We start from the raw sequence: 22,617 nt of genomic DNA on the forward strand, positions 1-22,617 counted from the left end.
GCTCAGGCCTGCGCTCCGGCGCCGGCCGGGCCCTGCCGCAAAGAGGCCAGGAAATCCGCCTCCGACAGCGGTTTGGCAAACAGGTAGCCCTGGAACAGCCGGCAGCCGCGGCTGCGCAGGAATTCAAGCTGTTCGGGCGTCTCGACCCCTTCGGCGAGCACCTTCAGGCCCAGGCTTTCGCCCAGCGAGATCATGGCCGCCACGATCGATGCATCGAAGCTGTCGGCAATCACGTCGCGCACGAACGACTGGTCGATCTTGAGCTGGTCCAGCGGCAGGCGCTTGAGATAGTTCAGCGACGAATAGCCGGTGCCGAAGTCGTCCAGCGAAAAGCACACGCCCAGCGCCTTGAGGGTCTGCATCTTCTCGGCAATCTGCTCGACGTCCTGCGCAAAGATGCTTTCCGTGAGTTCGAGCTCCAGCCGCTCGGCGTCGATCGCGCTGGACGCCATCAGTGCCAAGGTCTGCGGCACGAAATCCGGGTGGTGGAACTGCTGGGCGCTGACATTGACCGCCAGGCTCAGGCGCGACAGGCGCGCATCCGCGCGCCAGCCCCGCAGCGTCTTGCAGGCCTGCTCCAGCACCCAGTGTCCGAGCTGGCGGATGAAACCGCTTTTCTCGGCAATGTCGATGAAGACCGCGGGCGACACCAGGCCCTTTTGCGGGTGTTGCCAGCGGCACAGGGCCTCGGCGCCGATGACCTGGCCGTGCAGGTCGACCTGGGGCTGGTAGACCAGGTAGAACTCGCCCGTGTCCAGCCCGGTGCGCATGTCCTGCTCGAGCGCGGCGCGCTCGGCCATGACGTTCTTCAGCTCCTGGTCGAAGAAGCGGTAGGTGTTGCGGCCGTCGTTCTTGGCGAGGTACATCGCCGAGTCGGCGCCGCTGATGATTTCATCCATGGACCGGCCGTCGCCGTCGAACAGCGCCACGCCGATGCTGACCGAGGCGTGGTACTCGCGCGCGTCGAAGGCGACCGGATCGGCGATCTGCGCCAGGATGTCCTGGCAGGCCTTTTCGGCGGCCTGCTTGGCCGGCGCGAAGTCCTTGCCCAGATGGTTCAGCACGATCACCAGTTCGTCGCCGCCGAAGCGCGCCACGACATGGCGCGGGTCCAGCGCCGCGCTGGTGCGCGCCGCGACATGCTTGAGCACCTCGTCGCCGCACTGGTGGCCCCAATGGTCGTTGATCATCTTCAGGTGGTCGATGTCGAGCATCAACACCGCGCCATAGCCGTCGCGCGAGGTGTTGTCCTCGATCAGGTGCGGGGCGATGGCCAGGAACTGGCGCCGGTTCGGCAGGCCGGTCAGCACGTCGAAATAGGCCAGCTGGTGCACCTGGCGCTCGGCGCGCGTGCGCTCGGTGATGTCGCGCGACACCACGATGAAGCTCGGCGCCATGCCCACCATGCGCTGCTTGCGCGCCACCGACAGCTCGAAGCAGCGCGGCCCGCCGGCAACATCGGTTTCGAGGCGGTTGCCGGTGCTGCGTCCGAGCACATGCGCCTCCTTGATGGCGTTGTGCAGCACCTGCGCGGCCTTGGGCGGCAGCACGTCCCACACGGTGCGGTTGAGCACCTGGTCCACCGGCAGGTTCAGATTGGCCTGGTTGCTCGTGCGGATCGCCAGATAGCGCCCGTCGAGGTCCATCTCGAACAGCAGGTCGGGAATGGCATCGAGCGTATCGTTGAGATCGGCCGTGGTGTTGCGCAGGCTCGAGGTCATCTCCAGCGCCAGCGCGCGCGCGCGGTCGCGCGACGTCAGCAGCAGGAACAGGCTCAGCCCCAGCGACACGCTCAGCAGCAGGCCGATCGAGGCCACCCAGTGGTGGGTGGATTTGTGTTTGCGCTCGACATAGTCCTCGGTGGGAATGATGCGGAAATGCCATTGCCGGCCCGCGAACGCCAGATAATCCGCTTTCGCGTAGCGCGCGGCCGCGGGATTGGCGGCATTGTCCGCAGCGCCGCTGGGAAATCCGTGCGAGAACAATTGCGCGCCGGTGCTGTCCTTTTCATAGAAAACCAGCTGCAGCCCGGGCTCGAGGGACTCGGCAATCGGCTGCAGCACATCGACCAGGCGAAATGGCAGGTCGACCCAGCCGCGCAGCACTTCGGGCCCGCCGCTATCCTCAGGGTCGGGCGTGTAAACCGCGAGATAAAGCACGAATCCGGCCACGCTGCGTTGGGGCCCGTCCTGCACCAGCGTGATCTTCTCGGTGGCGATCAGATCGCCGGTTTCACTGGCTTGCTCGGCGGAGATTCTGGCCTGCGGCACCGAGAACACGTCGAATCCAATCGATTGCTCATTGCCGTTTCTGGGCTCCATGAAAACAATGGGCGCATAGGCATCGCGCACGCCAGGCGGCCGGATCGCATAGCGGTCACTGCCCTGCTTGGTCTCGAGCAGCTGCCGGGCCCGCGCCGCCGCGTTGTTGCCCGCGACCCAGCGCACATACCCCACGCCCTGCAATCCAGGCGCGATGGTCTGCAGGTTCAGGGAATCGATGAAAACATGGAATTCCTGCGCGGTGACATTTTCCGAGCCGTCGATAAATCCACGCACGCTGCGCGCAATCAGCTCGAATCCATTGAACTGATTTTGCAGCAGGTATTTGATGTCGCTGCTTTCCATGGCCACGGCCGAGCGCAGATCCTGGTCGGCCAGCTGATTGCGCGAGACCCAGTAAATGGCCGGCAGCACGGCCGCCAGCGCGGTGGCCAAAAGCGCGGCCGCCAAGGCCTTGCGGCTCATGGGAGGCCGAAGCTCGGAAATATCTCCGCGATCTCCGCGATCTCCGCGCGCACGCATCCGCCCATGCGGCTGGTTTTCAACGGCTGCAGCGCGAAGTTTCACTAAAGCATCCTTGATGGTCAAAAGAAGGCTTCAACCTCCTGGAGTCACCGGTATTTCCGTTTGTTTGCATATTACGTGAATCGCTCCGGCATGCCGCCTTTTGCCAATCGCTTATCGCTATCGATCATTAGCCGGGCCACGATCCGAATAATAGATCGAACGCCACCCATGCAAATGGCGATTTGCACTGACATGCCGGCGGCGCCCAGTGCCCTTGTGCAGGCTTCAGCGCATCGGCCGCAAATCCGTGAGTTCCTGGGCGCGCTGGGCCGTCATCTGCAACTGGCAGCCTTGCGCGGCAACGCGCGCCAGGCTGCCGCCATCAGGATCGAAATAAAAGCTGCAATTGGCCTCACGGTACTGCAGCCACAGCCGCTGGGCGGACTGCAACTGCTTCTTGCGCTCAGGCGCCAGCTCGACCATGAGCGCACCGTAGGCGGTGTTCAGGCGCTTGTCCTGGCGCCCGAGCTCGCTGACCATGCATTCCACCATGGCCAGGGTGACCCCGCCGGCCTTGTCCATGCAGGCAGCGTGCTGGGGCGAGAGCGCCGTGTCTTGGGCCAGCGTCGGCAGTGCGCAGGCCGCGCTGCCCAGTGCCAGCAGCGCACAGCGCAGCGAAGAGAGGATGAATCGCATGATGGGGACCTCGTTTTCAGGCATATCCTACCTGCGCCGCCCACGCGCTTCATGCCTCGCGGCGGATTTCCGGCATATCGACCTCCACGCGGTTGCGGCCCGCGCGCTTGGCCCGATAGAGCATCTCGTCGGCACGCTTGAATACCTCGGCGGTGCCCTGCGCGTCGCCGGCCCAGTGGGCAATGCCGATGGAAATCGTGACCCGGCCGACCGGCGCCATGTCGGCGCGCTCGACCTGTTGGCGCAGCCGCTCGGCCACCTGCAGCGCGACCTGGGGACTGGTGCGTGGCAACAGCACCAGGAACTCCTCGCCGCCAATGCGGCAGAACACGTCGCGTTCGCGCGCGCAGTCGCGCATGTGCTGCGCCAGCGCGCGCAGCACGCCGTCGCCCACATCGTGGCCGTAGGTGTCGTTGACGTTCTTGAAGAAGTCCACATCCACGCTCATCACCGCGAACGGCGTCTTCTCGCGCTCCCAGGCCGCGAGCGCCTGGTCGAGCGTGCGGCGGTTGCCCAGGCCGGTCAACGCATCGGTCTGCGCATCCTGGCGCAGCCGGTTGATGTTCCTTTGCAGCAGCCCGATGCCCACCAGCATGGCCTGCCGGAGTTCCGCGGCTTCGTAGTACCAGGACCTGACACGCCGGATGTCACCGGCAGTGGCCGGGTCGTCCATGGTGCGCGCGCCGCTGGCAAGCTGCTGGAGCGGGCGCGCAATGCGCCGCGCGCACCACCAGATGAACACCAGCGACAGCGCGGCGACGGGCAGCGCGTGCAGCAGCACCTTGAGCATCAGCGTATCGAGCGCCGCGAGCGTGGCCGTCTTTGGCCTTTGGGCCACGACGCCCCAGCCCGTCGCCGGCACGATGGCATAGCCGGCCAGCATGGCGACATGCTCGCTGTTGGTGACTTCGCGCCGTCCCGCGATGCCGGCGATGACCTCCTCGATGGCCAGGTTGTCCTCCACGGCCGTGCCGACGCGGTTGTTGAGCGGGTGATAGATCAGGCGCCGCTGCTGGTCCACGACATAGAGATAGGAGCCGTCCTGGTAGTAATGCGAGGCCAGCAGGCGGTTGAGGAAGTTCTCGTGCTTGAGGTAGATGGTGCCGGCAATCATGCCCAGATAGTTCCGCTGCGCGTCGAACACCGGCTGCGACACCGAGATCACCAGGTTGCCCGCGGCCGACAGATAGGGCTGGCTGATGAGCGGCTTGCGGTCGGCCAGGGCCTTGCGCACGCCGCGCGTCTCGAGCTTCCTGCCCAGCAATTGCAGCGTCTGCGGCGCATGCGACACGACCTGCGCCTGCCGGTCGATGATGGCAATCGAGTTGAAGCTGTCGGTCTGCAGGAACAGCCGCTCGGACTCGGCCTTGAGGAGCGCCGGGTTGTCGAAGTCCCTGGCCACCACCTGCGCCGCATAGGCCAGCTGCTGCATCATCGAGGCGAAGAAATCATCGGTGCTCGCGGCCAGCTTGCTGGCATAGGCGTGGTTGGTCTCGAGCGCGGCGTCGATCAGTTGCTGGCGCTGCACCTGGTAGCTGGCATGCAGCGTATTGGCCAGCGACACCAGCACGCTGGCAATCGTCAGGGCCAGAATCAGGCGCCCCAGATCCATTTTGGCGATGGACTTGAAATTCATTGGCAATCGGGAAATGGGCCCTGGGTGGTTGGACGGGGACGGCGCGGCACATGCCCGCGCCGCCCGGATTGTCGCAGCGCAGCCCTAGAGCACAAGACGGGAATATCCCACGCCGCCGCCCTTCTCCACGCGGATCTGCGCGGGGATGCGCTGCTTTAGTGCCTCGACGTGGCTGATGATTCCAATCATCTTGCCGCTGGCGTTGAGCGCATCGAGCGCCGACAGCGCGGTCTCCAGCGCATCGCCATCGAGCGTGCCGAAACCTTCGTCGAGGAACAGCGAATCGATCGAGGTCTTGCGGCTCACCAGGTCGGACAGCGCGAGCGCCAGCGCCAGGCTCACCAGGAACGACTCGCCGCCCGAGAGCGTGCGCGTGTCGCGCACCGCATCGCCCTGCCAGCTGTCGGCGATATCGAGCTCGAGCACGCCGCTGGGCTTGCGCAGCAGCCGGTAGCGGCCGTGCAGGCGCAGCAGGTGGCGGTTGGCCAGATGCAGCAGATGGTCCAGCGTCAGCCCCTGCGCGAACTTGCGGAACTTGTCGCCCTTGGCCGAGCCGATCAGGCCATCGAGGTGCTGCCACAGCTCGCAGTCGCGCGCCTGCTGCGCGATGCGCTCGAGCAGGGCCTGCTGGCCGCTGCGGCGCCGGGCATCGTCTTGCAGGCGCGCGCCGGCCGCGCCGCGCTGCGCACCCAGCTCGGCACGCTGCTCGTCGAGCGACTGCAGCCGCGCGCCGAGTTCCGCGGGCGGGGTATCGGTCAACGCCTGCGCCACCAATTGCCGGTGGCGCGCCTGCGCCGACGCCTGCAAGGCGCGCTGCTGCTGGGCCTCGCCCTGCAGCTGCTGCTGCAGCGCTGCCAGGCGCTCGCGCTCGAGCGGCGCCAGCACGGCCTGCAGATAAGCCTGCTCATCGCTCCAGGGACTGGCCGCGAGCGCCTGCTGCCAGGCGGCTTCGCGCTGCGCGCCAGCCGCGCACTGCCGCGCCAGCGTCGCCTGCGCCTGCAGCGCCTGGCCCTGCTGGCTGGCCAACTGCGCCTCGCCCTGCTCGATCGCGCGCGCGCAGTGCGCCAGATCAGCGGCCGGCTCCGGCGCCGCGCCGCTGGCCTCATGCGCGCAGGCGTGCCAGCGCGCGGCCCACTGCTGCGCCTCGGCCTGCGCCGTGTCGCAGGCCGGCTCCAGCCGGGCCAGCGCCTGGGCCAGCTGCTGCTGGCGCGCTTGCGCGGCCTGCCATTGCTGCCATGCGGCCTGGCGCGCCTGCAGCCACCGATCCGCGTCCTCCGGTGCGGGCAGCGGACCCTGGCCGGCCTCGGCCAGCCCGGCCTGCAGCTGCGCCACGAGCGCCGCGTCCTCGGCGGCCAGCGCCTGCAGCGCCGCCGCGGCCGACTGCACGCGCGTGTCCAGCTCCTGCGCCGCCTGGCGTGCCAGCGCATCGGCGCTTTGCGCGGCCAGCAGCGCGCGCTCGCATGCGTGCGCCTGGTCCTGCGCGGCGCGCAGCCGCTGCTCGCCCTGCTCCGCCGCCTGCAAGGCCTGGCCCAATGCGCCCAGCGCCTGCGTGCATTGCGCCTGGGCCAGGGCCAGGCGCTGCGGCTGCTGCCAGTCGTCCAGGTCCGGCGCCTGCGCGGGCGGCAACTGCGCGCGCAGCGCCTGCCAGGCGGGCTGCCAGCGCGTGGCCAGATCCTGCTCCAGCGCCTGCTGCTGCAATTGCACGGCGCGCTGCGTGCTTTCGGCGCGCGCGAGTTCGCTGGCTGCGGCCTCGCCCTGCTGGCGCAGCGCATCGAGTTCGGCCCGGCGTTGCGCCAGCAGCGCGCGCGTGGCAGAGACATCGAGCGCCTGGTAGCTGGCAATGGCCGGGTGCTCGAGCGCGCCGCACAGCGGGCAGGCCTCGCCCGGCTGCAGCGCGCGGCGGTGTTCATCCAGCCCCTGGATCAGCTGCTCGCGCTCGAGCAGCAGCTGCTGGCTGGCCACCAGGTCCTTCATCAGCTTCCATTGCCCGAGCAGCTGCTGGCGTTCGGCGCTGCGCGCCTGCTGCGCCTGCGCGGCCTCCTGCTGCGCCTGCACCAGGCCCTGCAGCTGCTGCGCGAGCTGCTGGCGCTCGTGCGCGCGCTCAAGCAGGTTTTGCCAGCCATGCGCCTGCGCCTGCTGCTGCTGCCAGCGCGTGCGCAGCGCCGCGCTGCCTTCGGCGGGCAGCGCGGCCTCGGCGGCGCGCACCGCGGCTTGGGCATCATCCCGGGCCAGCACGGCGGGCGCGATGCGCGCGGCCGTGGCCTCGGCCGTGCGCTGCGCCTGCGCGGCCTGCAGCCCGAGCGCCTGCACATCCTGCTGCTGCGTGCGCGCGCGGCGCTGCAGCTCGCCGCGCCGGCGCAGCTGCTCGCGCCAGCCGCCGAGCTGCTCACCGAGCGCCGCCTGGGCGGCATGGACTTCGAGATACTGCTGCAGCGATTGCTGCTGCGTGGCCAGCTCCTCGCGTTGCTGGCGCAGCGCAGCCGCGGCCTGGGCCGCGAGTTCGGCGGCCTGCCGGTGGCGGTGCGCCTGCGCCGCGCGCTGCTCGTGCTGCTCGGCGGCCAGTTGCGCGCAGCGCGCCTGGCTCTCGGCCTGCGCTGCCTGCGCCTGCTGCCAGGCCTGGTGCACGGGCTGCAATGCCTGCGCCGGCGCATCCAGCGCCAGGCGCTGCAGTTGCGGCGCGGCGGCCGCCAGCGCCTGATCCGCCTGCTCCCGGCCGCGGCCCGCGGCCCGCAGCGCCTCCTCGGCCTGCGCGAGCTGCTGCTGCCACTGCAGCTGGGCCTGGATCTGCGCATGCGCCTGCTGCACTTCTGCGAGCGCGGCCTGCAGCCGCGCGTCCTCGGCCTGCAGCGCCGCGCGCTCCTCCTCGGACAGCAATTGCACGCCATCTGCCTGGGCCTGGTGCTGCTGCAGCTGCTGGCGCGCGGCGCGCGCCTGCTCGAACACCGCCACCGAGATGTCGCCGTAGATCTCCGACCCCGTCAGTTCCTCGAGCAGCTCGGCGCGCTCGTTGGCGCTGGCGCTGAGAAAGGCCGCGAAGCCGCCCTGGGCCAGCAGCATGGATTTGGTGAAGCGTGCGAAGTCCAGCCCGGTGATCGCGGCCACGCGCTGGCGCTTGTCCTGGATCTGGTTGCTCAGGATCTGGCCGTCGCGCGTGGCAAGTTCGACCTTGGGCGCCTGCAGCGCGCCATCGGCCCGGTCGCGCGCGCGCCGCTGGCTCCAGAACGCGCGGTAATGCCGGCCCTGGACCTCGAACTCGACCTCGGCCAGGCAGTCGCTGGTATGGCGCGTCATCAGTTCGTTGGCCGTGCCCGTGAGCGCGCCCAGGCGCGGCGTCTCGTGGTACAGCGCCAGGCAGATCGCATCGAGCAGCGTCGACTTGCCCGCGCCCGTCGGGCCGGTGATGGCAAACAGGCTGCTGTCGGTGAACGGCGCCTGGGTGAAATCAATTGCCCACTCGCCCTTGAGCGAGTTGAGGTTCTTGAAGCGCAGCCGGGTAATCCTCATGCGCCATGCCCCTCGGCCGCGGCGCGGACCTGCGCCAGCACGCCGCGGTAGCGCTCGCCCAGCGCGGCCTCGAGCTCGGGCGCGAGCGTCTCCGCGGCCAGGCGGCGCGCGAACACCTCCTCGGGCGTCAGTGCGTCCAGCGACTCATGCGCCGCGCCCGCCAGCTGCGCCGCCGCCGCGCCGCGCTGGCGCCGGATGCGCAGCAACTCCAGCGGCAGGTCCTGCAGCAGCGCCTCGACGCGGACCGCGAGATCCTGCAGGTAGTCATCGCCCTGCACCGTCACTTCCAGCCATACCGGGCGCTGCGGCGTGCCCGCCTGCGCCGCGGCGGCCAGCAGCGGCGGCAGGTCCGCCAGCGTGGCAGCGACCGCCGCCAGCGGCTGGAACCGTGGCACCGGCAAGGGTGTGACGGCTTCGAGGCCCGCGGGTCCGACATCGACCAGCAGCACCTGCTTGGCCTGGCGCGCCTCGTCGAAACCCAGCGCGATCGGCGAGCCGCTGTAGCGGATGTGCTCCAGGCCGCCGACTTTCTGCGGCTTGTGGATATGGCCCAGCGCGATGTAGTGCGCCGCGGGAAAGGCATTGGTCGGGAATGCCTCGAGCGCGCCGACATAGATCTCGCGCACCGATTCGTTGCTGCTCGCGCCCACCGTGGTGAGGTGGCCCGTGGCAATGATGGGCAGCAGCCGCCCGGTGGCTTCGTGCAGCTGCGCCTGGCGCGCCTGGGCCTGCGCATAGACCGCCTGGTAGGTGGCCTGGATCGCGGCCTGCAGCGCCTGCTGCTTGTCCTCGGCGCTTTGCCCGGCCTGGCTTTGCACGACATCGCGGGCGCGCATGAACGGCAACGCGCAGACGATGCACCCGGGCGCGCCGCCGCGCTCGGGCAGCGTCACCACATGCGCCTGCGCCGCACCCACGGCGGCGATCACCGTGGTCTGCAGGCAGGCCAGCAGCGCGCGGCTGTCATCGAGCACGCTGACCGCATCGTGGTTGCCGCCGAGCAGCAGCAGCGCCACGCCGGCCGCGTGCAGCCGCGCCACGAACTGGCTGTAGAGCGCACGCGCATAGCTCGGCGGCGCGCCGGTGTCGAAGATGTCGCCGGCAATCAGCACCGCATCGACCGCCCCGGCCTCGACCTGCACCAGCAGCCAGTCGATCAGCGCCTGGTGTTCGGCCTCGCGGCTTTTGCCCATGAAATGCTGGCCCAGATGCCAGTCGGAAGTGTGAAGAATGCGCATGGATGGGAATGGAGGGACGGTGCCGGCAGTGGATTGCGGCCATCGCGCTATTGTGCAGCGGCGCGCGAAGCGGCCGCAGCGCTTCGATCGGAACGGTCGCTGACGCGGCACGGTGCAAGCCGCGATCGGGCTAGTTGCGGCGCAGCCACCACGCCATCCAGGCCACCAGCCTGGGCATCACCACATACGACATCAGCGACACCACCAGCACGGTCACGACAAAGATCCGCGCCAGGAAAGGCCACGACTGCAGCAGCGGGCCCAGCACGCCCAGGCTCAGCGACACCAGCGGAAAGATGCCCAGCCAGCTGACCACCGTGAGCTTCCACTTGGGCGGCACCATCACCGGCACCGGCGGCGCCGACCAGGTCTGCAGGCCTTCGACCGGACCGCAGTCGAGCACTGCTGCCACCTGCTCCAGGCGTGCGTGCCATTGCGCCCATTCGGGCGCCGCACGCGCGCGCGCCAGATCCGCGGCCGCCGCAAAACGCTGCACCAGCTGATGCGGACCCTGCGGTGAGGCGGGAGGCACCAGCCCGGCAAACACGCAGCCCGGCAACTGGCTCGAGGCGCCGAGTAGCTGCTGCAGCAGCGCCTGGCATTGCGGCGCACAGCCCGGCTTGGCGTGGCAATGCAGGATGCGCGCCACGGAATTGACTTCATTCAACTTGCACTCCGTCTTCAGCAAGCGCGTGATTCTAGGCCCGCGGCCCGGAGCCTGCTGCCGCCTTCAGCATGCACGCTGCGCGGTGGCGGACAATGCCGCCCATGAATCTCAACGACCGCATCAAGTCCTGGGCCAGGCGCATCAAACGCGATGGCGTGACGCTGTGGTTTGCCGCAAGGCATCCCGGCACGCCCTGGCATGCGAAGGCCCTGGGATTGTTCGTGGTGGCGTATGCGCTCAGTCCTATCGATCTGATTCCGGATTTCATTCCGGTGCTGGGCTATCTCGACGATGTCCTGCTGCTGCCCGCGCTGATCTGGCTGGCGGTGAAGCTGTTGCCCGCGCCGGTGCTGGCGCAGTGCCGGGTGCAGGCGGATGCGTGGATGGCGGAAAAAGGCGCCAAGCCCCGCAGCCTGGCCGGCGCCGCCCTGGTCGTCATGCTGTGGCTGGGCCTGGGCGTGGCCGCCTGGCGCTGGTGGATGGCGTAGGCACGCCGTGTCGCCCGCCGCTGCGGCGCGCTCAGGCCTGGGCCGCCACCGCCGCGCGCCGCGGCCAGCCATAGCGCGCGAAATGCATGGTCGCCATGCCCGCCACGGCAATGCTGCCGCCGATCAGCAGCGAGGCATGCAGCGCCTCGCCCAGCCACAGGCTGGAAAACAGAATGCCGAACACCGGCACCAGCGAGATATAGCCCGCGGCCGCGCCCGCGCCCAATACCTTCACGCCTTCGAAGAACCAGGCGTAGGCCAGGGCCGTCGCGCCCAGGGCCAGCGCCGCGAGGCAGGCCCAGGACGTCCAGGGCGCTGCGGCCAGCGGGCTCCAGCCCCACGTTCCTTCCAGCGCCAGGCTCAAGCCGCCGAGCATGGCGGCACCGAGCATCGAGGTGGCGGTGGTGGTGGTCAGCGCATCCAGGCCCTTCATCACGAAGCGGCCCATGAGGGTATAGGTCACCCAGCTGGCAACGCAGCCGAGCAGCAGCAGTTCGCCGCGGCCGGTGTGCTCGAGCCAGCTGCCGATAGAGCCCCCGCCCGAAATCGCGATCCAGGCGCCGCCCACGGCCAGCGCCATGCCCAGCAGGATGCACGCATTGAGCCGCTCGCGAAACAGCAGCGCCGCCAGCAGCAGGGTCGCCGCGGGATTGAGCGTCACGACGATCGAGGCCTTGCCGGCCGGCACCAACTGCACGCCCAGCATGAAAAACGTCGAATAGCCCAGCACGCCGGCCGCCGCCGCGCAGGCGAGGCCCAGCCATTGCTGCGGGCGCAGCTGCCGCAGCGGCTGCAGCCCGCCGCGCCAGTGCATCCACAGCAGCAGCGCCAGGCTGGCAATGATGAAACGCAGGCTGGCCGCGGCCAGCGGCGGCATGGTCTGGGCGATCACGCGGCCCCAGGGCCAGGACGCGCCCCAGAGCGCGGCCATGCCCCACAGGCGCAGATGGGTGGAACGGGTCGAGAGCGTGGTGGAAGAAGTCATGAGGAGCCCATGCCGGCGATTGCCGACGCGGCGCAAGGTTAAGGCTTTTCGCCGCGCACCGACGTCAGGCGCTGAAATCTCCGGATCATCCAGGGCCCAAGCAGCGACCCGGCGCCGGCCGTCGACCAGGCCAGAACCCAGGCCTGGCCGGGCAGCGCATAGTGCGCCTGGCCCCAGTCCAGCGCCAGGCCGAACACCCAGGGGCTGATCGCACCGGCGCCGAATCCCAGCACCGAACGCACGGAAAACGCCGCGCCCAGGCGCTCGGCCGGCACCACATCGGCCAGCGCCGTGGAATAGACCGAGGAGTCGGCAATCGCCAGCAGGCTGTAGAGCGCGCCCATCGCGGCCACGGCCCAGACCGGGGCGGCCCACATCCAGCCGAACGCAAACCCGCAGGCCAGGCTGGCGCAACTGGCCGCCAGCATGACCTGCGCACGGCCGTATCGGTCCGATGCCGCGCCGCCCAGCAGGCTGCCCGCGACGCTCACCAGGTGCGCCAGCGCCGCCAGCGCCACGCCCTGGGCCAATGACAGCCCGCCGCCTTGCGCCGCAAAGGCCAGATAGGCGGGCAGCCAGGCCCACAAGGCCATCAGCTCCCAGCAATGCGCGGCATAGGCCAGGCTGCCAGCCATGGCCGGCTTGTCCTTGAGCGTCCGCGCGAGGGCCGCGCGCAGGCAAACGTCGGCCACCAGTGCGGGCGGCGCATCGGGGCGCAGGCGCGCCAGCGCGAAACCCGTTGCCGCCGCACCCAGCGCCACCAGCAGCGCAATCAGTGCCAGCAGCCAGCGCCAGTGCAGCGCATCCGAGAGCGCGGCCACCAGCACCAGCGACACGCCGTAGCCCAAGGAGCCCGCGCCAATGAACATGCCCATGGACCGGCCGCGCGCCGCCGGCGCGGCATTGCGCGCCAGCAGCTGCAGGCCCGGGCTGTAGCAGCCGCCGGCGCACAGGCCGGCCAGGCCGTAGAGCAGCGCCGCGGACACCGGTCCTTGCGCGCCCCAGGCAAACAGCCCCGCCGCGAGCGCCGTGAGCAGGCTGCAGAGCCCGAACACCCGGCGCGGGCCGACCCGGTCGGCAATGAAGCCGACGCAAAACAGCGAAACCATGTACCCGGCATGCCAGGCGCTTTGCACCAGCCCGGCCTGCGCCGCGCGCAGCTCCCAGTCCTGCATCACCAGCGGCATGATGCCGGCCCAGGCCGTGGGCAGGGTCGCCTGCAAGACACGGGTGAGACACAGCAGGGGCAGCCAGCCAGAGCGGGGAAACGAAGTATCGGACACAAGCAAACGGCTCTTGCGGGAGCATGGGGCATTGCGTGGCGACGGTGCACGCATTCAGGCGCCGAATCTTGACAGCGGCCGCTCAATAATGGAATCTTGCGCAGCTTCTACACTGCATAAGAAAATCTTTGACTTCATTCTTCTCGCTCGAACAGCTGCAGGCCCTGGTGCTGGTGGTGGACCGGGGCAGCTTTTCCGCTGCGGCCGACATGCTGGGCATCAGCCAGCCCGCGGTGAGCCAGCAGGTGCGCGAACTCGAGCGCCGCCTGGGCACGCGCCTGCTCGAACGCGTCGGCCGCAAGGTCGCGCCCACGCCCGCGGGCGGCGCGCTGCTGGGCCATGCGCGCAGCATCCTGGAGCTGGCGCGGCAGGCCTCGGATGCGGTGCGCGCGCACGATGACGGCATCCAGGGCAGCGTGCGCCTGGGCACGGGCGCGACCGCCTGCCTGCACCTGCTGCCGCCGGTGCTGCGCCATGTGCGCGCCCACTATCCGGCCGTGCAGGTGCTGGTGACGACCGGCAACACCGAGGACTTCGTGCGCCGCGTGGAGCAGAACACGCTGGACTTCGCGCTGGTGACGCTGCCGGTGTCGAGCCGCGCGCTCAGCGTGGTGCCGGTGCTCGAGGACCCCTATGTGCTGATCGGCCCGCCGGGCGCGCCCCGGCTGCCCAAGGCGGTGGCGCCGCGGGCGCTGTCCGCGCTGCCGCTGATCCTGTTCGAGCCCGGGGCCAACACGCGCACGCTGGTCGATGCCTGGCTGCTGGCCGGCGGCGTCAAGCTGCGGCCCACCATGGAGCTGGGCAGCATCGAGGCGATCAAGGAAATGGTGGCCGAGGGGCTGGGCTACAGCATCATTCCGCGCATGGCGCTGCCCACCGGCAGCGCGGCACGCTTTCAGGTGCGCGCGCTGCAGCCGCCGCTGGCGCGGGAACTGGGGCTGATCATGCGCCAGGACAAGCCCGTGACGCGGGCCATGGGGGTGGTGGCCGAGGCCATCGTGCAAGGCAGGCGGCCGTGATCCGGCACCACGGCGCGCGTTGCTGCCGCCCTAGGCCCCGGCAGCGTCGCTGTGGGCCGCGCTGGCGGCTTCGCCCGGGCGCGGGCGCGCCAGTTCGCCGGTGGCGATGCGTGCGCGGTAGCGCGCCATGTCGATGTATTCATGCAGTGCGGCGTCGGTCGCCATGAAGTTGTGCGCCAGCGGCAGCGGCGATTTCACGGCGTTCAGGTAACCCGCGCGCGCCTGCAGGGCATCGATGCCGAAGTGCGCGAAATACAGCTGGCTGCGGCGCAGGTGCACGCCCGATGACACCAGCACCACCCGGTCGGGCGCGAAGTGCTGCAGCACATCGCTGGCGAAGCGCGCATGCTGCCAGGTGCTGGTGCTGTAAGGCTCGATCAGCACGTCGTCGCCCGCCAGGCCCAGCGCCAGCAAGGCCTGTCGGTAGACCGCGGCGTCCGGGCTGCCATGTTGGCGCGCATCGCCGCCGCTGAGCAGGATCTTGCAGTGCGGGCTGTGCGCGCGGCAGTCGCGCTGCAGCGCCGCCGCCTCGGCGATGCGCGCATGCGCGGCCGCACCGGGCTCGATGCGGCCGGTCGCGCCGATCTTCTCGGTGCCGCCGCCCAGCACCACGATGGCGTTGCGCTGCGCCCAGGCCGGCGCCGGCTTGGCATCGTAGGCGGTCTGCAGCGGGTCCAGCAGCCAGCCGGGAACATAGCCGCAACCGATACCCAGGAACAGCAGCGCCGCCAGCGCATAAAGCGCCTTGCCCGCGCCGCACCAGCGCAGCGCGCTGCAGGCGGCGGCCAGCAGCGCAATGAGAAGCAACAGGCCGAACGTCATGCCAGCCTCGGGCGCGCGGCGCCGGGCAGACCGGCAGCGGCGCGAACAGGACCGGCGCTGGCCGGGCGGAAGCACAGAATTTGCATGGACGACTCCTGGCGATTGCGAAAAGACAGTGACTGGATGACGCAGCAGAGAATAGTTAATTTAAATTAACAAATCAATCACGATTAACCATTACAACATGCTTTTTCCTGCTTGCCAAAGGCCGCATCACCCTCCCGCCAGGCCGGCGGCCAGGTATGGCGCGGTGCGCGATGCAGCCTCGCGCGCCACCTCTTCGGGCGTGCCGCTGGCCACGATGCTGCCGCCCTGGGCGCCCGCGCCCGGCCCCAGGTCGATGACCCAGTCGCTGCGCGCGACGAAATGCATGTCGTGTTCGACCACCACCACGGTGTTGCCGGCCTGCACGAACGCGTCGAGCTGCAGCAGCAGGCGGTCGATATCGGCGGGATGCAGCCCGGTCGTGGGCTCGTCCAGCACATACAGCGTGTGCCCGTGCTGCGTGCGCTGCAGCTCGGTGGCCAGCTTGATGCGCTGCGCCTCGCCGCCCGACAGTTCAGTGGCCGGCTGCCCCAGGCGCAGATAACCCAGGCCGATCTCGCGCAGCACTTGCAGCGGCCGCAGCACCCCGGGCTCGCCCGCAAAGGCCTCGCAGGCGGCCTCCACGGTGAGATGCAGTACATCGGCAATCGTCATGCCGTTCCAGGTGACGGCCAGCGTCTCGGAGTTGTAGCGCGCGCCATGGCAGGTCGGGCACGGCGCATAGGCCATGGGCAGGAAGGCCAGCTCCACCTTCACGAAGCCTTCGCCTTCGCAGGTCGGGCAGCGGCCCTTGGCGATGTTGAAGGAGAAGCGGCCGGCGTCGAAGTGCCTGGCGCGCGCCGCGGGCGTGGCCGCAAACAGCTTGCGCACGCCGTCGAACAAGCCGGTATAGGTGGCGAGGTTGGAGCGCGGCGTGCGGCCGATGGGCTTCTGGTCGACCAGCACCAGGCGCCGGATCTGCCGCACGGCTCCCGCCAGCGTGCCGCGCGTGGCGCCGGCATCGTCCTGGGCCGACGCGGCAGCGCCCGGGTCGTCGTCGCCGGCGGTGGCGTCGGGCGGCAGTTCGGCGCCGCCCTCTTCTTCGGCTTGCGGCGCCCGCTGGCCCAGGTGCGCGCTGACCAGCTCCAGCAGGGCCTGGCTCACCAGGCTCGACTTGCCCGACCCCGACACGCCCGTGACCGAAGTCAGGCAGCCGATGGGAAACGCCGCATCGATGCCGCGCAGGTTGTTGCGCTGCACGCCGAGCAGCTGCAGCCAGTCGCGCGGCGTGCGCCGCGTGCGCTGCGGCCGGGAGTCGCTGCCGAACAGATAGCGGCGCGTGTGCGAGGCCTCGACCTCGGCCAGGCCCGCGGGCGCGCCGCTGTAGAGCACCCGGCCGCCGCGCTCGCCCGCATCCGGCCCGACATCGACCAGCCAGTCGGCGCGGCGGATGGTGGCCAGGTCGTGCTCCACGACAAAGATCGAATTGCCCGCAGCCTTGAGCCGGTCCAGCGCCGCCAGCAAGGCCTCGCTGTCGGCGGGATGCAAGCCGGCCGAGGGCTCGTCAAGCACATAGACCACGCCAAACAACTGCGAGGACAGCTGCGTCGCGAGCCGCAGGCGCTGCAGCTCGCCCGGCGACAGCGTGGGCGTTGCGCGGTCGAGCGACAGGTAGCCCAGGCCCAGCCCCGTCAGCGCGCCAATGCGCCCCAGCAGCTCCTGCGCGATGCGCTGGGCCACGAGCTGCTTTTCCGCGGAGAGCCGCGACGGCGCGCCGTCCGCGCCGGCATCGGCATCGGCGCCTGCCGCAAACGGCGCCAGCAGCGCGGCCAGGTCATCGAGTGGCAGGTGCGTGAAATCGGCAATGTCCAGACCTGCAAATGTCACCGCCAGCGCCTGCGGCTTGAGCCGCTTGCCCTGGCACACCGGACAGGGCGTGCCGACCAGGAACTGCGCCGCCTTGCGCTTCATCATCGCGCTCTGGCTCGCGGCAAAGGTCTGCAGCACATAGCGCCGCGCGCTGATGAAAGTGCCCATGTAGCTCGGCGGCTGCTCGGTGCGCAGCAGCCTCTGCACCTCGCGCAACGGCAGCCCGGCGTATACCGGCACCTGCGGCTGCTCGTCGGTGAACAGGATCCAGTCGCGGGTTTTCTTGGGCAGCTTGCGCCAGGGCACGTCGATGTCATGGCCCAGGCTGGTGAGGATGTCGCGCAGGTTCTGCGCCTGCCAGGCGCCGGGCCAGGCGGCCACGGCGCGTTCGCGCAGCGTCAGCGCATCGTCGGGCACCAGCGTTGCTTCGTCGACATCATAGAGGCGCCCCAGTCCGTGGCAGTGCGGGCACGCGCCCTGGGGCATGTTGGGCGAGAACTCGGTCGCCGCCAGCAGCGGCTGGCCGGGCGGATAGCTGCCGGTGCGCGAATACAGCATGCGCACCAGGCTGGAGATGGTGGTGACGCTGCCCACCGAGGAGCGCGCCGTGGCCGCGCCGCGCTGCTGCTGCAGGGCGACTGCGGGCGGCAGGCCGGTGATGCGCTCGACCTGGGGCACGCCGACCTGGTCGATGAGCCGGCGCGCGTAGGGCGCGACCGACTCGAAGTAGCGGCGCTGGGCCTCGGCATAGATGGTGCCGAAGGCCAGCGAGGACTTGCCCGAGCCCGAGACGCCGGTGAAAACCACCAGCTGGTTGCGTGGAATATCGACATCCACATCCTTGAGGTTGTGCTCGCGCGCACCGCGGACCTCGATGAAATCGTGCTTCGGGTGGGGTGTTTTCATCAGCGTGACTGCCGGTTGCCAGGGACCCAGGCAGTATGGCCAGGCTGCACGGCGCCGCCCTGTAGGCGGGGGCCTGTTGTGCGCCCGAGCGCCGAACTCAAGCCAGCTTGAGCAGCAGCACGCCCAGCACGATCAAGGCGATGCCGGCGCAGCCGCGGCGCGCCAGCGCCTGGCGAAACAACAGCCAGCCGGCGGCCGAGGTCAGCACGATGCCCATGCCGCCCCACAGCGCATACGCCACCGACAGCTCGATGCCCTTCACGGCCTGGGACAGCGCGGTGAACGAGGCCAGCACGCAGGCGATGCCCAGCACGCCCCAGTGCTTGCGGCGCCAGCCCTGCGAGGACTTGATGAAGATATTGGCCGCGACTTCAAGCAAGATCGCGACGGCCATATAGGCAAAATGGATGAATTGGGCGTTTTGCATGGCTTCACTCCGGCTGGGCGTGGCCGCCGGAATTGACCAGCACGACCCCGGCCACCAGCACCGCCATGCCCAGCAGCTTGAGCGGTCCGAGGCTTTCGCCAAAGAAGCGCCAGCCGATGAAGGCCACGGCCATCAGGCCCAGCGTTTCCCAGGTGGCATAGGTGACTGCCATCGGGATATGCTCCATCGCCGTGGCCAGCAGGAAGAACGACAGTCCGATCATCGCGTACATGAACAGCAATGCCGTCCAGGCGCCTTGCTGTGCAAGCATTTTCATCACGCCGACACCCACGATCTCGGCAGCCACCGCAGCCAGCAGATAAGTCCAGGGGCGCAAGTTCATGGAAATCCTTGGTGTTAGGTCGGCGCGACAGGCGCCGTTGCAGCGATTGTCCAAAGGTCTTTTGAATTGAAAAAGTCAACATCCATCTAATAAATTGATATAGCAACACCATGCAATGGACTTTGGAACAGCTGCGGCAATTCGTGCTGACCGCCGACAGCGGCTCGTTCAGCGAGGCGGCGCGCCGGCTCGGCCGGGCGCAGTCGGCCGTGAGCACCGCCATCGGGATCCTCGAAGCCGACCTGGGCCTCGAACTGTTCGACCGCTCGCGGCGCAATGCGCAGCCCACCGACGCGGGCGCTCTGCTGCTGCTCGAAGCCCGGGAACTGCTGCGCCAGGCGCAGTCGCTCGACCAGCGCGCGCTGTCGCTGAGCGCCGGCAACGAGGCCAGGCTGGCCCTGGCGCTGGACGAGGCGCTGCCGTATTCGGCGGTCAACACGCTGGTGCGCGAGATCGGCGAGCGCTACCCCGATCTCGAGCTGACGCTGCTCAACGGCACGGCCACCGAGGTGGCCGAATATGTCGAACAGCAGCGCGCGCAGATGGCCATCCACTTCGTGCGCGGGCCGATCTCGGCGCGCTTCGACCAGCGCCATATCGGCACCGTGGCCCAGGGCCTGTTCGCGCCTGGCGGCCATGCGCTGACCCAGTGCCACCCGGTGCAGCGCACCGACCTGGCGCGCTTTCGCCAGCTGATCCTGCATGCCGACGACATCGATGAAACCGCGTTCAGCCCCAAGGTATGGCGTTCGGACAGCTTCTACAGCCTGGCGCAGATGGTGGCCGACGACCTGGGCTGGGCCATCTTGCCGGTCCACATCGCCACCGAGGAAAGCTACCGCCAGCCGCTGCAGCAACTGGACTGCCCGGCGCTGGGCCTGCCGCGGCTGTCGGTGCGCGTGCTGTGGTGCCAGGGCTGGCAGCCCGGCGCCACGGCGCAGTGGGTGCTGGCGCGTTTCACGCAGCTGCTGCGCTAGTTGCAGGCCGCGGGGAACTCGACGCTGGCCGGCGTCACTCAAGCAGGCCTAGCAACTTCGAGGACCCGCCACCATGCGCATCAATGCCAACCCTCCCGTCACCGCCCTGCCCGACAGCCTGGCCTCGAGTCAGGCAACCGCTGGCCGCGCGCCGGACATTGCCGGCACGCTGGATGCCAAGCTGGCCCGCTTCTGGGACGGCATGCAAGACACCATGGAGGAGCGCAGCGGCATCGAGGCCATCGAGCATGAGCGCGAACGGGACAGCGGGTTTCTGGCGGCCAAGGCAGGCGCCCTGCGCGCCGAGATCGACAAGATGCCCGACAGCCCGAACAAGCAGTCGGCGCTGGACAAGCTCGAGCGCTTTGTCGAGAGCCACAGCAAGCGCATCGAGCGCGACTATCGGCGCGCGATGACGGTGGAAACCGGCGGCGGCGTCATCCTCGACCAAAGCGCGTTTGCTACCAAGCTCCGCAAAAAAAGCATGATGTAGGGCTGGCGCGGCGCCGGCCCGGGCGCTCAGCGCCGCGCCGCGCCGGTGCGCGGCAGCAAGGCCGTGACCAGCCCGAGCAGCGGCAGGTAGGCGCACTGCGCGTAGACCCAGGTGATGCCATGCTGGTCGGCCAGCTGGCCGAGGCCGGCCGCCGCCATGCCCGCAATGCCGAACATCAGCCCGAACATGATGCCCGACACCATGCCCACGCGGCCCGGCACCGCCTCCTGGGCATAGACCACCAGCGCCGCGAAGGCCGAGGACATCACCAGGCCGATGGCCACCGCCAGCACGGCCGTCCAGAACAGGTTGGCATGCGGCAGCGCCAGGGCAAACGGCGCCACGCCCAGGAACGACACCCAGATCACCGCCTTGCGGCCGATGCGGTCGCCGACCGGCCCGCCGGCAAACGTGCCCAGCGCCACCGCGGCCAGGAACACAAACAGGTAGAGCTGGCTTTCGCGCACCGTCGTGCCGAAGCGCTCGATCAGATAGAAGGTGAAGTAGTTGGTGAAGGCCGAGATGTAGACGAACTTGGCGAACATCAGGATGGCAATGACCACCATCGCACGGATCACCTGGGGCCGCGCCAGTCCGGGCGCCGGCTCGCGCGCCATGCTCCTGGCCTGCGCCCGGCCGTGGCGCAGCGTCCAGCCGGTGATGCGCCACAGCACCCAGATGGCCAGCAGCGCCACCAGCATGAACCAGGCAATGGCTTTTTGCCCGAACGGCACGACAATCGCCGCGGCCAGCAGCGGCCCGATCGCCGAGCCGGTGTTGCCGCCCACCTGGAAGGTCGATTGCGCGGTGCCGAAACGCCCGCCCGAAGCCAGCCGCGCCACGCGCGACGCTTCCGGGTGGAAAGTCGCCGAGCCGACGCCGACGACGCAGGCGGCAAGCAGCAGCATGGCGTAGCTGCCGGCGCTCGCCAGCAGCGCAATGCCGAGCAGCGTCACCGCCATGCCCGCGGGCAGCAGATAGGGCTTGGGATGCTTGTCGGTGTACAGGCCGATCCAGGGCTGCAGCAGCGAGGCCGTGATCTGATAGGCCAGCGCGATCCAGCCGATCTGCGCGAAGCTCAGCGCGAAGTCGGTCTTGAGCATCGGATAGATCGAGGGCAGCAGCGCCTGGATCAGGTCGTTGAGCAGGTGCGCAAACGCGGCGGCGCCGACGATGCGATAGGCGAAGCCCGCGGGCGGCAAGTGGGGCTGGGGCTGCGTCTGGGCAGCCATGCTGGCAGTGGCAAGTGACATCGGTAAGACCTGGCTGATGCGTCCCGGCCCGGCGCGAAATGCCGGGCCCGGGGCACGCAAGTGGCCGATTCTAGAAATGCGGCTACAGTCTGTCTTGCGCCATTTGGTGCACAACATTTGCAAAACGGACATGCTGCATACGCCCCAGACGACACCCCATCCGCAGGAGTTGGCCCAGGTCGAGAACAGCGACGCGCTGGTCGCATGCCGCGCCACCGACTATCCCGCGGGCTGGGAGATACCGCCGCATCTGCACACCAAGCACCAGTTGCTGCATGCGCTGCAGGGCGTGATGGTGGTGCAGGCCGAAGCCGGCCAGTGGGTGCTGCCGCCCAGCCGCGGCCTGTGGATGCCGGCGGGCATGACCCATGCGCTGCGCTGCATTGGCGAAGTGCAGATGCGCAGCCTGTATGTGCAGCCCGATGCCACGCCGCAGCGGTTTGCCGGCTGCCAGGTGGTGGGCATCTCGCCGCTGCTGCGCGAGCTGATCCGCGCGGCCGTCGATGTGCGGCCGCCGACCGCGCCCGATTCGCGCGATGCGCGCCTGCTGCGCTTGCTGCTCGACGAACTGCACGCGCTGCCGGTGCTGCCGCTGCACCTGCCGATGCCCACCGACGCGCGCGTGCTGGCGCTGTGCCGGCGGCTGCTGCAGCGGCTGGACGACAGCTCGACGCTGGCCGACTGGGCGCAGCAGCTCGGCGTCGACGGCAAGACCATCCAGCGCCTGCTCACGGCGCAGACCGGCATGACCTTCGGGCGCTGGCGCCAGCAGGCGCGGCTGCTGCGCGCGCTCGAACTGCTGGCCGGGGGCGCCAAGGTGATCGACGTGGCGCTGGCGCTGGGCTACGACAGCCCGGGCGCGTTCACGACCATGTTCCGCAAGCACTTCGGCCAGGCGCCCAGCCAGTTCTTCGACGACCGCTAGGCCTTGGGCACGGCGCTTGCGGGCCGCATCTGCCACAGCCGGCCGTCGGCGAAGCGCACCTCGTCGGCGATATAGCCGCCGGCGGCATTCTTGCGGAAGTAGTCGTGGACGGTGACGGTCTGCGCGCTGCCGCGCAGCTGCAGCAGCAGATGGTCGCCATGGCGGCGGGCCACGATTTCACTGGCGGCCACTGCGCTGCCCCAGGGGACCTCCGCCGCGCCGTCCAGTCGCTTGTGCTCTGCATTCTCCATTGGCTGTCCCTCCCTGCGCGGC

19 protein-coding genes are annotated in these 22,617 nt (G+C 69.4%); 5 read left to right on the forward strand and 14 right to left on the reverse strand.

Annotated features, from left to right (window positions below):
• Nucleotides 1-2 precede the first annotated feature (2 nt).
• The 6 genes from HUK68_RS20270 to HUK68_RS20295 all read right to left on the reverse strand — a co-directional run bounded on the left by HUK68_RS20270 (nucleotide 3) and on the right by HUK68_RS20295 (nucleotide 10,530).
• Complete coding sequence (locus tag HUK68_RS20270) at nucleotides 3-2,747, reverse strand: bifunctional diguanylate cyclase/phosphodiesterase (protein ID WP_175506062.1); 2,745 nt, start codon at nucleotides 2,745-2,747, stop codon at nucleotides 3-5.
• Between the two features lie 327 nt (nucleotides 2,748-3,074).
• Nucleotides 3,075-3,485, reverse strand: coding sequence for a lysozyme inhibitor LprI family protein (locus HUK68_RS20275; RefSeq protein ID WP_175506063.1), 411 nt, complete (start codon nucleotides 3,483-3,485; stop codon nucleotides 3,075-3,077).
• A gap of 49 nt (nucleotides 3,486-3,534) precedes the next feature.
• Nucleotides 3,535-5,121 carry a sensor domain-containing diguanylate cyclase gene (locus tag HUK68_RS20280; protein ID WP_175506064.1) on the reverse strand — a complete coding sequence of 529 codons (1,587 nt, stop codon included), beginning with the start codon at nucleotides 5,119-5,121 and terminating at the stop codon, nucleotides 3,535-3,537.
• 84 nt (nucleotides 5,122-5,205) lie between these two features.
• Nucleotides 5,206-8,625: an AAA family ATPase gene (locus HUK68_RS20285; protein ID WP_175506065.1), complete on the reverse strand. Its 3,420-nt coding sequence runs from the start codon at nucleotides 8,623-8,625 to the stop codon at nucleotides 5,206-5,208.
• Entirely contained in the window at nucleotides 8,622-9,863 is a 1,242-nt protein-coding gene (gene sbcD / locus HUK68_RS20290; RefSeq protein WP_175506066.1) for an exonuclease subunit SbcD, read from the reverse strand. Before sbcD ends, HUK68_RS20285 begins: the two co-directional genes overlap by 4 nt.
• A gap of 130 nt (nucleotides 9,864-9,993) precedes the next feature.
• Nucleotides 9,994-10,530 (reverse strand): putative antibiotic biosynthesis monooxygenase, encoded by a 537-nt coding sequence (locus tag HUK68_RS20295; protein ID WP_175506067.1) that lies wholly within the window; start codon nucleotides 10,528-10,530, stop codon nucleotides 9,994-9,996.
• Between the two features lie 101 nt (nucleotides 10,531-10,631).
• Here HUK68_RS20295 and HUK68_RS20300 point away from each other — a divergent pair, with 101 nt between their 5' ends.
• Nucleotides 10,632-11,018 (forward strand): YkvA family protein, encoded by a 387-nt coding sequence (locus tag HUK68_RS20300; RefSeq protein WP_175506068.1) that lies wholly within the window; start codon nucleotides 10,632-10,634, stop codon nucleotides 11,016-11,018.
• Nucleotides 11,019-11,049: 31 nt separating this feature from the next.
• Here the strand turns inward: HUK68_RS20300 and HUK68_RS20305 are convergent, their stop codons facing one another.
• Nucleotides 11,050-12,003 carry a DMT family transporter gene (locus HUK68_RS20305; RefSeq protein ID WP_244146409.1) on the reverse strand — a complete coding sequence of 318 codons (954 nt, stop codon included), beginning with the start codon at nucleotides 12,001-12,003 and terminating at the stop codon, nucleotides 11,050-11,052.
• 38 nt (nucleotides 12,004-12,041) lie between these two features.
• On the reverse strand, nucleotides 12,042-13,286 hold the full coding sequence (locus HUK68_RS20310) for an MFS transporter (RefSeq protein WP_244146410.1): 1,245 nt from the start codon (nucleotides 13,284-13,286) through the stop codon (nucleotides 12,042-12,044).
• 128 nt (nucleotides 13,287-13,414) lie between these two features.
• On the opposite strand from HUK68_RS20310, the gene HUK68_RS20315 reads away from it, so the two are divergent.
• On the forward strand, nucleotides 13,415-14,305 hold the full coding sequence (locus tag HUK68_RS20315) for a LysR family transcriptional regulator (protein ID WP_244146411.1): 891 nt from the start codon (nucleotides 13,415-13,417) through the stop codon (nucleotides 14,303-14,305).
• 30 nt (nucleotides 14,306-14,335) lie between these two features.
• On the opposite strand, the gene HUK68_RS20320 is transcribed toward HUK68_RS20315, so the two are convergent.
• From HUK68_RS20320 to HUK68_RS20335, 4 genes are all read right to left on the reverse strand, one after another.
• Nucleotides 14,336-15,127: a YdcF family protein gene (locus HUK68_RS20320; RefSeq protein ID WP_175506070.1), complete on the reverse strand. Its 792-nt coding sequence runs from the start codon at nucleotides 15,125-15,127 to the stop codon at nucleotides 14,336-14,338.
• 213 nt (nucleotides 15,128-15,340) lie between these two features.
• Nucleotides 15,341-17,926 carry an excinuclease ABC subunit UvrA gene (locus HUK68_RS20325; RefSeq protein WP_175506071.1) on the reverse strand — a complete coding sequence of 862 codons (2,586 nt, stop codon included), beginning with the start codon at nucleotides 17,924-17,926 and terminating at the stop codon, nucleotides 15,341-15,343.
• Between the two features lie 97 nt (nucleotides 17,927-18,023).
• On the reverse strand, nucleotides 18,024-18,353 hold the full coding sequence (mdtI, locus tag HUK68_RS20330; RefSeq protein WP_175506072.1) for a multidrug/spermidine efflux SMR transporter subunit MdtI: 330 nt from the start codon (nucleotides 18,351-18,353) through the stop codon (nucleotides 18,024-18,026).
• A gap of 4 nt (nucleotides 18,354-18,357) precedes the next feature.
• Nucleotides 18,358-18,696, reverse strand: a complete 339-nt coding sequence (locus tag HUK68_RS20335) for a DMT family transporter (protein WP_244146412.1) — start codon at nucleotides 18,694-18,696, stop codon at nucleotides 18,358-18,360.
• Nucleotides 18,697-18,806: 110 nt separating this feature from the next.
• On the opposite strand from HUK68_RS20335, the gene HUK68_RS20340 reads away from it, so the two are divergent.
• Both HUK68_RS20340 and HUK68_RS20345 read left to right on the forward strand, forming a co-directional pair.
• On the forward strand, nucleotides 18,807-19,673 hold the full coding sequence (locus tag HUK68_RS20340; RefSeq protein ID WP_175506073.1) for a LysR family transcriptional regulator: 867 nt from the start codon (nucleotides 18,807-18,809) through the stop codon (nucleotides 19,671-19,673).
• 73 nt (nucleotides 19,674-19,746) lie between these two features.
• Nucleotides 19,747-20,166, forward strand: a complete 420-nt coding sequence (locus tag HUK68_RS20345; protein ID WP_175506074.1) for a hypothetical protein — start codon at nucleotides 19,747-19,749, stop codon at nucleotides 20,164-20,166.
• 26 nt (nucleotides 20,167-20,192) lie between these two features.
• Here HUK68_RS20345 and HUK68_RS20350 read toward each other — a convergent pair whose 3' ends face one another.
• On the reverse strand, nucleotides 20,193-21,398 hold the full coding sequence (locus HUK68_RS20350) for an MFS transporter (RefSeq protein WP_434082476.1): 1,206 nt from the start codon (nucleotides 21,396-21,398) through the stop codon (nucleotides 20,193-20,195).
• A gap of 151 nt (nucleotides 21,399-21,549) precedes the next feature.
• Here HUK68_RS20350 and HUK68_RS20355 point away from each other — a divergent pair, with 151 nt between their 5' ends.
• Nucleotides 21,550-22,344: an AraC family transcriptional regulator gene (locus tag HUK68_RS20355; protein ID WP_244146413.1), complete on the forward strand. Its 795-nt coding sequence runs from the start codon at nucleotides 21,550-21,552 to the stop codon at nucleotides 22,342-22,344.
• On the opposite strand, the gene HUK68_RS20360 is transcribed toward HUK68_RS20355, so the two are convergent.
• On the reverse strand, nucleotides 22,341-22,595 hold the full coding sequence (locus HUK68_RS20360) for a calcium-binding protein (RefSeq protein WP_175506077.1): 255 nt from the start codon (nucleotides 22,593-22,595) through the stop codon (nucleotides 22,341-22,343). The two genes, HUK68_RS20355 and HUK68_RS20360, sit on opposite strands and share 4 nt — an antisense overlap.
• Nucleotides 22,596-22,617: the final 22 nt, after the last annotated feature.

The sequence above is a fragment of the Comamonas antarctica genome (assembly GCF_013363755.1).
Classification (GTDB): Bacteria; Pseudomonadota; Gammaproteobacteria; order Burkholderiales; family Burkholderiaceae_C; genus Comamonas; species Comamonas antarctica.

Bases quoted from the DNA above. Each gene is read 5' to 3' on its own strand.
- HUK68_RS20360 (WP_175506077.1), bottom strand. From the start codon at position 22,595: ATGGAGAATGCAGAGCACAAGCGACTGGACGGCGCGGCGGAGGTCCCC.
- HUK68_RS20270 (WP_175506062.1), bottom strand. From the start codon at position 2,747: ATGAGCCGCAAGGCCTTGGCGGCCGCGCTTTTGGCCACCGCGCTGGCG.
- HUK68_RS20320 (WP_175506070.1), bottom strand. From the start codon at position 15,127: ATGACGTTCGGCCTGTTGCTTCTCATTGCGCTGCTGGCCGCCGCCTGC.
- HUK68_RS20325 (WP_175506071.1), bottom strand. From the start codon at position 17,926: ATGAAAACACCCCACCCGAAGCACGATTTCATCGAGGTCCGCGGTGCG.
- HUK68_RS20345 (WP_175506074.1), top strand. From the start codon at position 19,747: ATGCGCATCAATGCCAACCCTCCCGTCACCGCCCTGCCCGACAGCCTG.
- HUK68_RS20335 (WP_244146412.1), bottom strand. From the start codon at position 18,696: ATGAACTTGCGCCCCTGGACTTATCTGCTGGCTGCGGTGGCTGCCGAG.
- HUK68_RS20275 (WP_175506063.1), bottom strand. From the start codon at position 3,485: ATGCGATTCATCCTCTCTTCGCTGCGCTGTGCGCTGCTGGCACTGGGC.
- HUK68_RS20285 (WP_175506065.1), bottom strand. From the start codon at position 8,625: ATGAGGATTACCCGGCTGCGCTTCAAGAACCTCAACTCGCTCAAGGGC.
- HUK68_RS20340 (WP_175506073.1), top strand. From the start codon at position 18,807: ATGCAATGGACTTTGGAACAGCTGCGGCAATTCGTGCTGACCGCCGAC.
- HUK68_RS20355 (WP_244146413.1), top strand. From the start codon at position 21,550: ATGCTGCATACGCCCCAGACGACACCCCATCCGCAGGAGTTGGCCCAG.
- sbcD (WP_175506066.1), bottom strand. From the start codon at position 9,863: ATGCGCATTCTTCACACTTCCGACTGGCATCTGGGCCAGCATTTCATG.
- mdtI (WP_175506072.1), bottom strand. From the start codon at position 18,353: ATGCAAAACGCCCAATTCATCCATTTTGCCTATATGGCCGTCGCGATC.
- HUK68_RS20300 (WP_175506068.1), top strand. From the start codon at position 10,632: ATGAATCTCAACGACCGCATCAAGTCCTGGGCCAGGCGCATCAAACGC.
- HUK68_RS20350 (WP_434082476.1), bottom strand. From the start codon at position 21,398: ATGGCTGCCCAGACGCAGCCCCAGCCCCACTTGCCGCCCGCGGGCTTC.
- HUK68_RS20280 (WP_175506064.1), bottom strand. From the start codon at position 5,121: ATGAATTTCAAGTCCATCGCCAAAATGGATCTGGGGCGCCTGATTCTG.
- HUK68_RS20305 (WP_244146409.1), bottom strand. From the start codon at position 12,003: ATGACTTCTTCCACCACGCTCTCGACCCGTTCCACCCATCTGCGCCTG.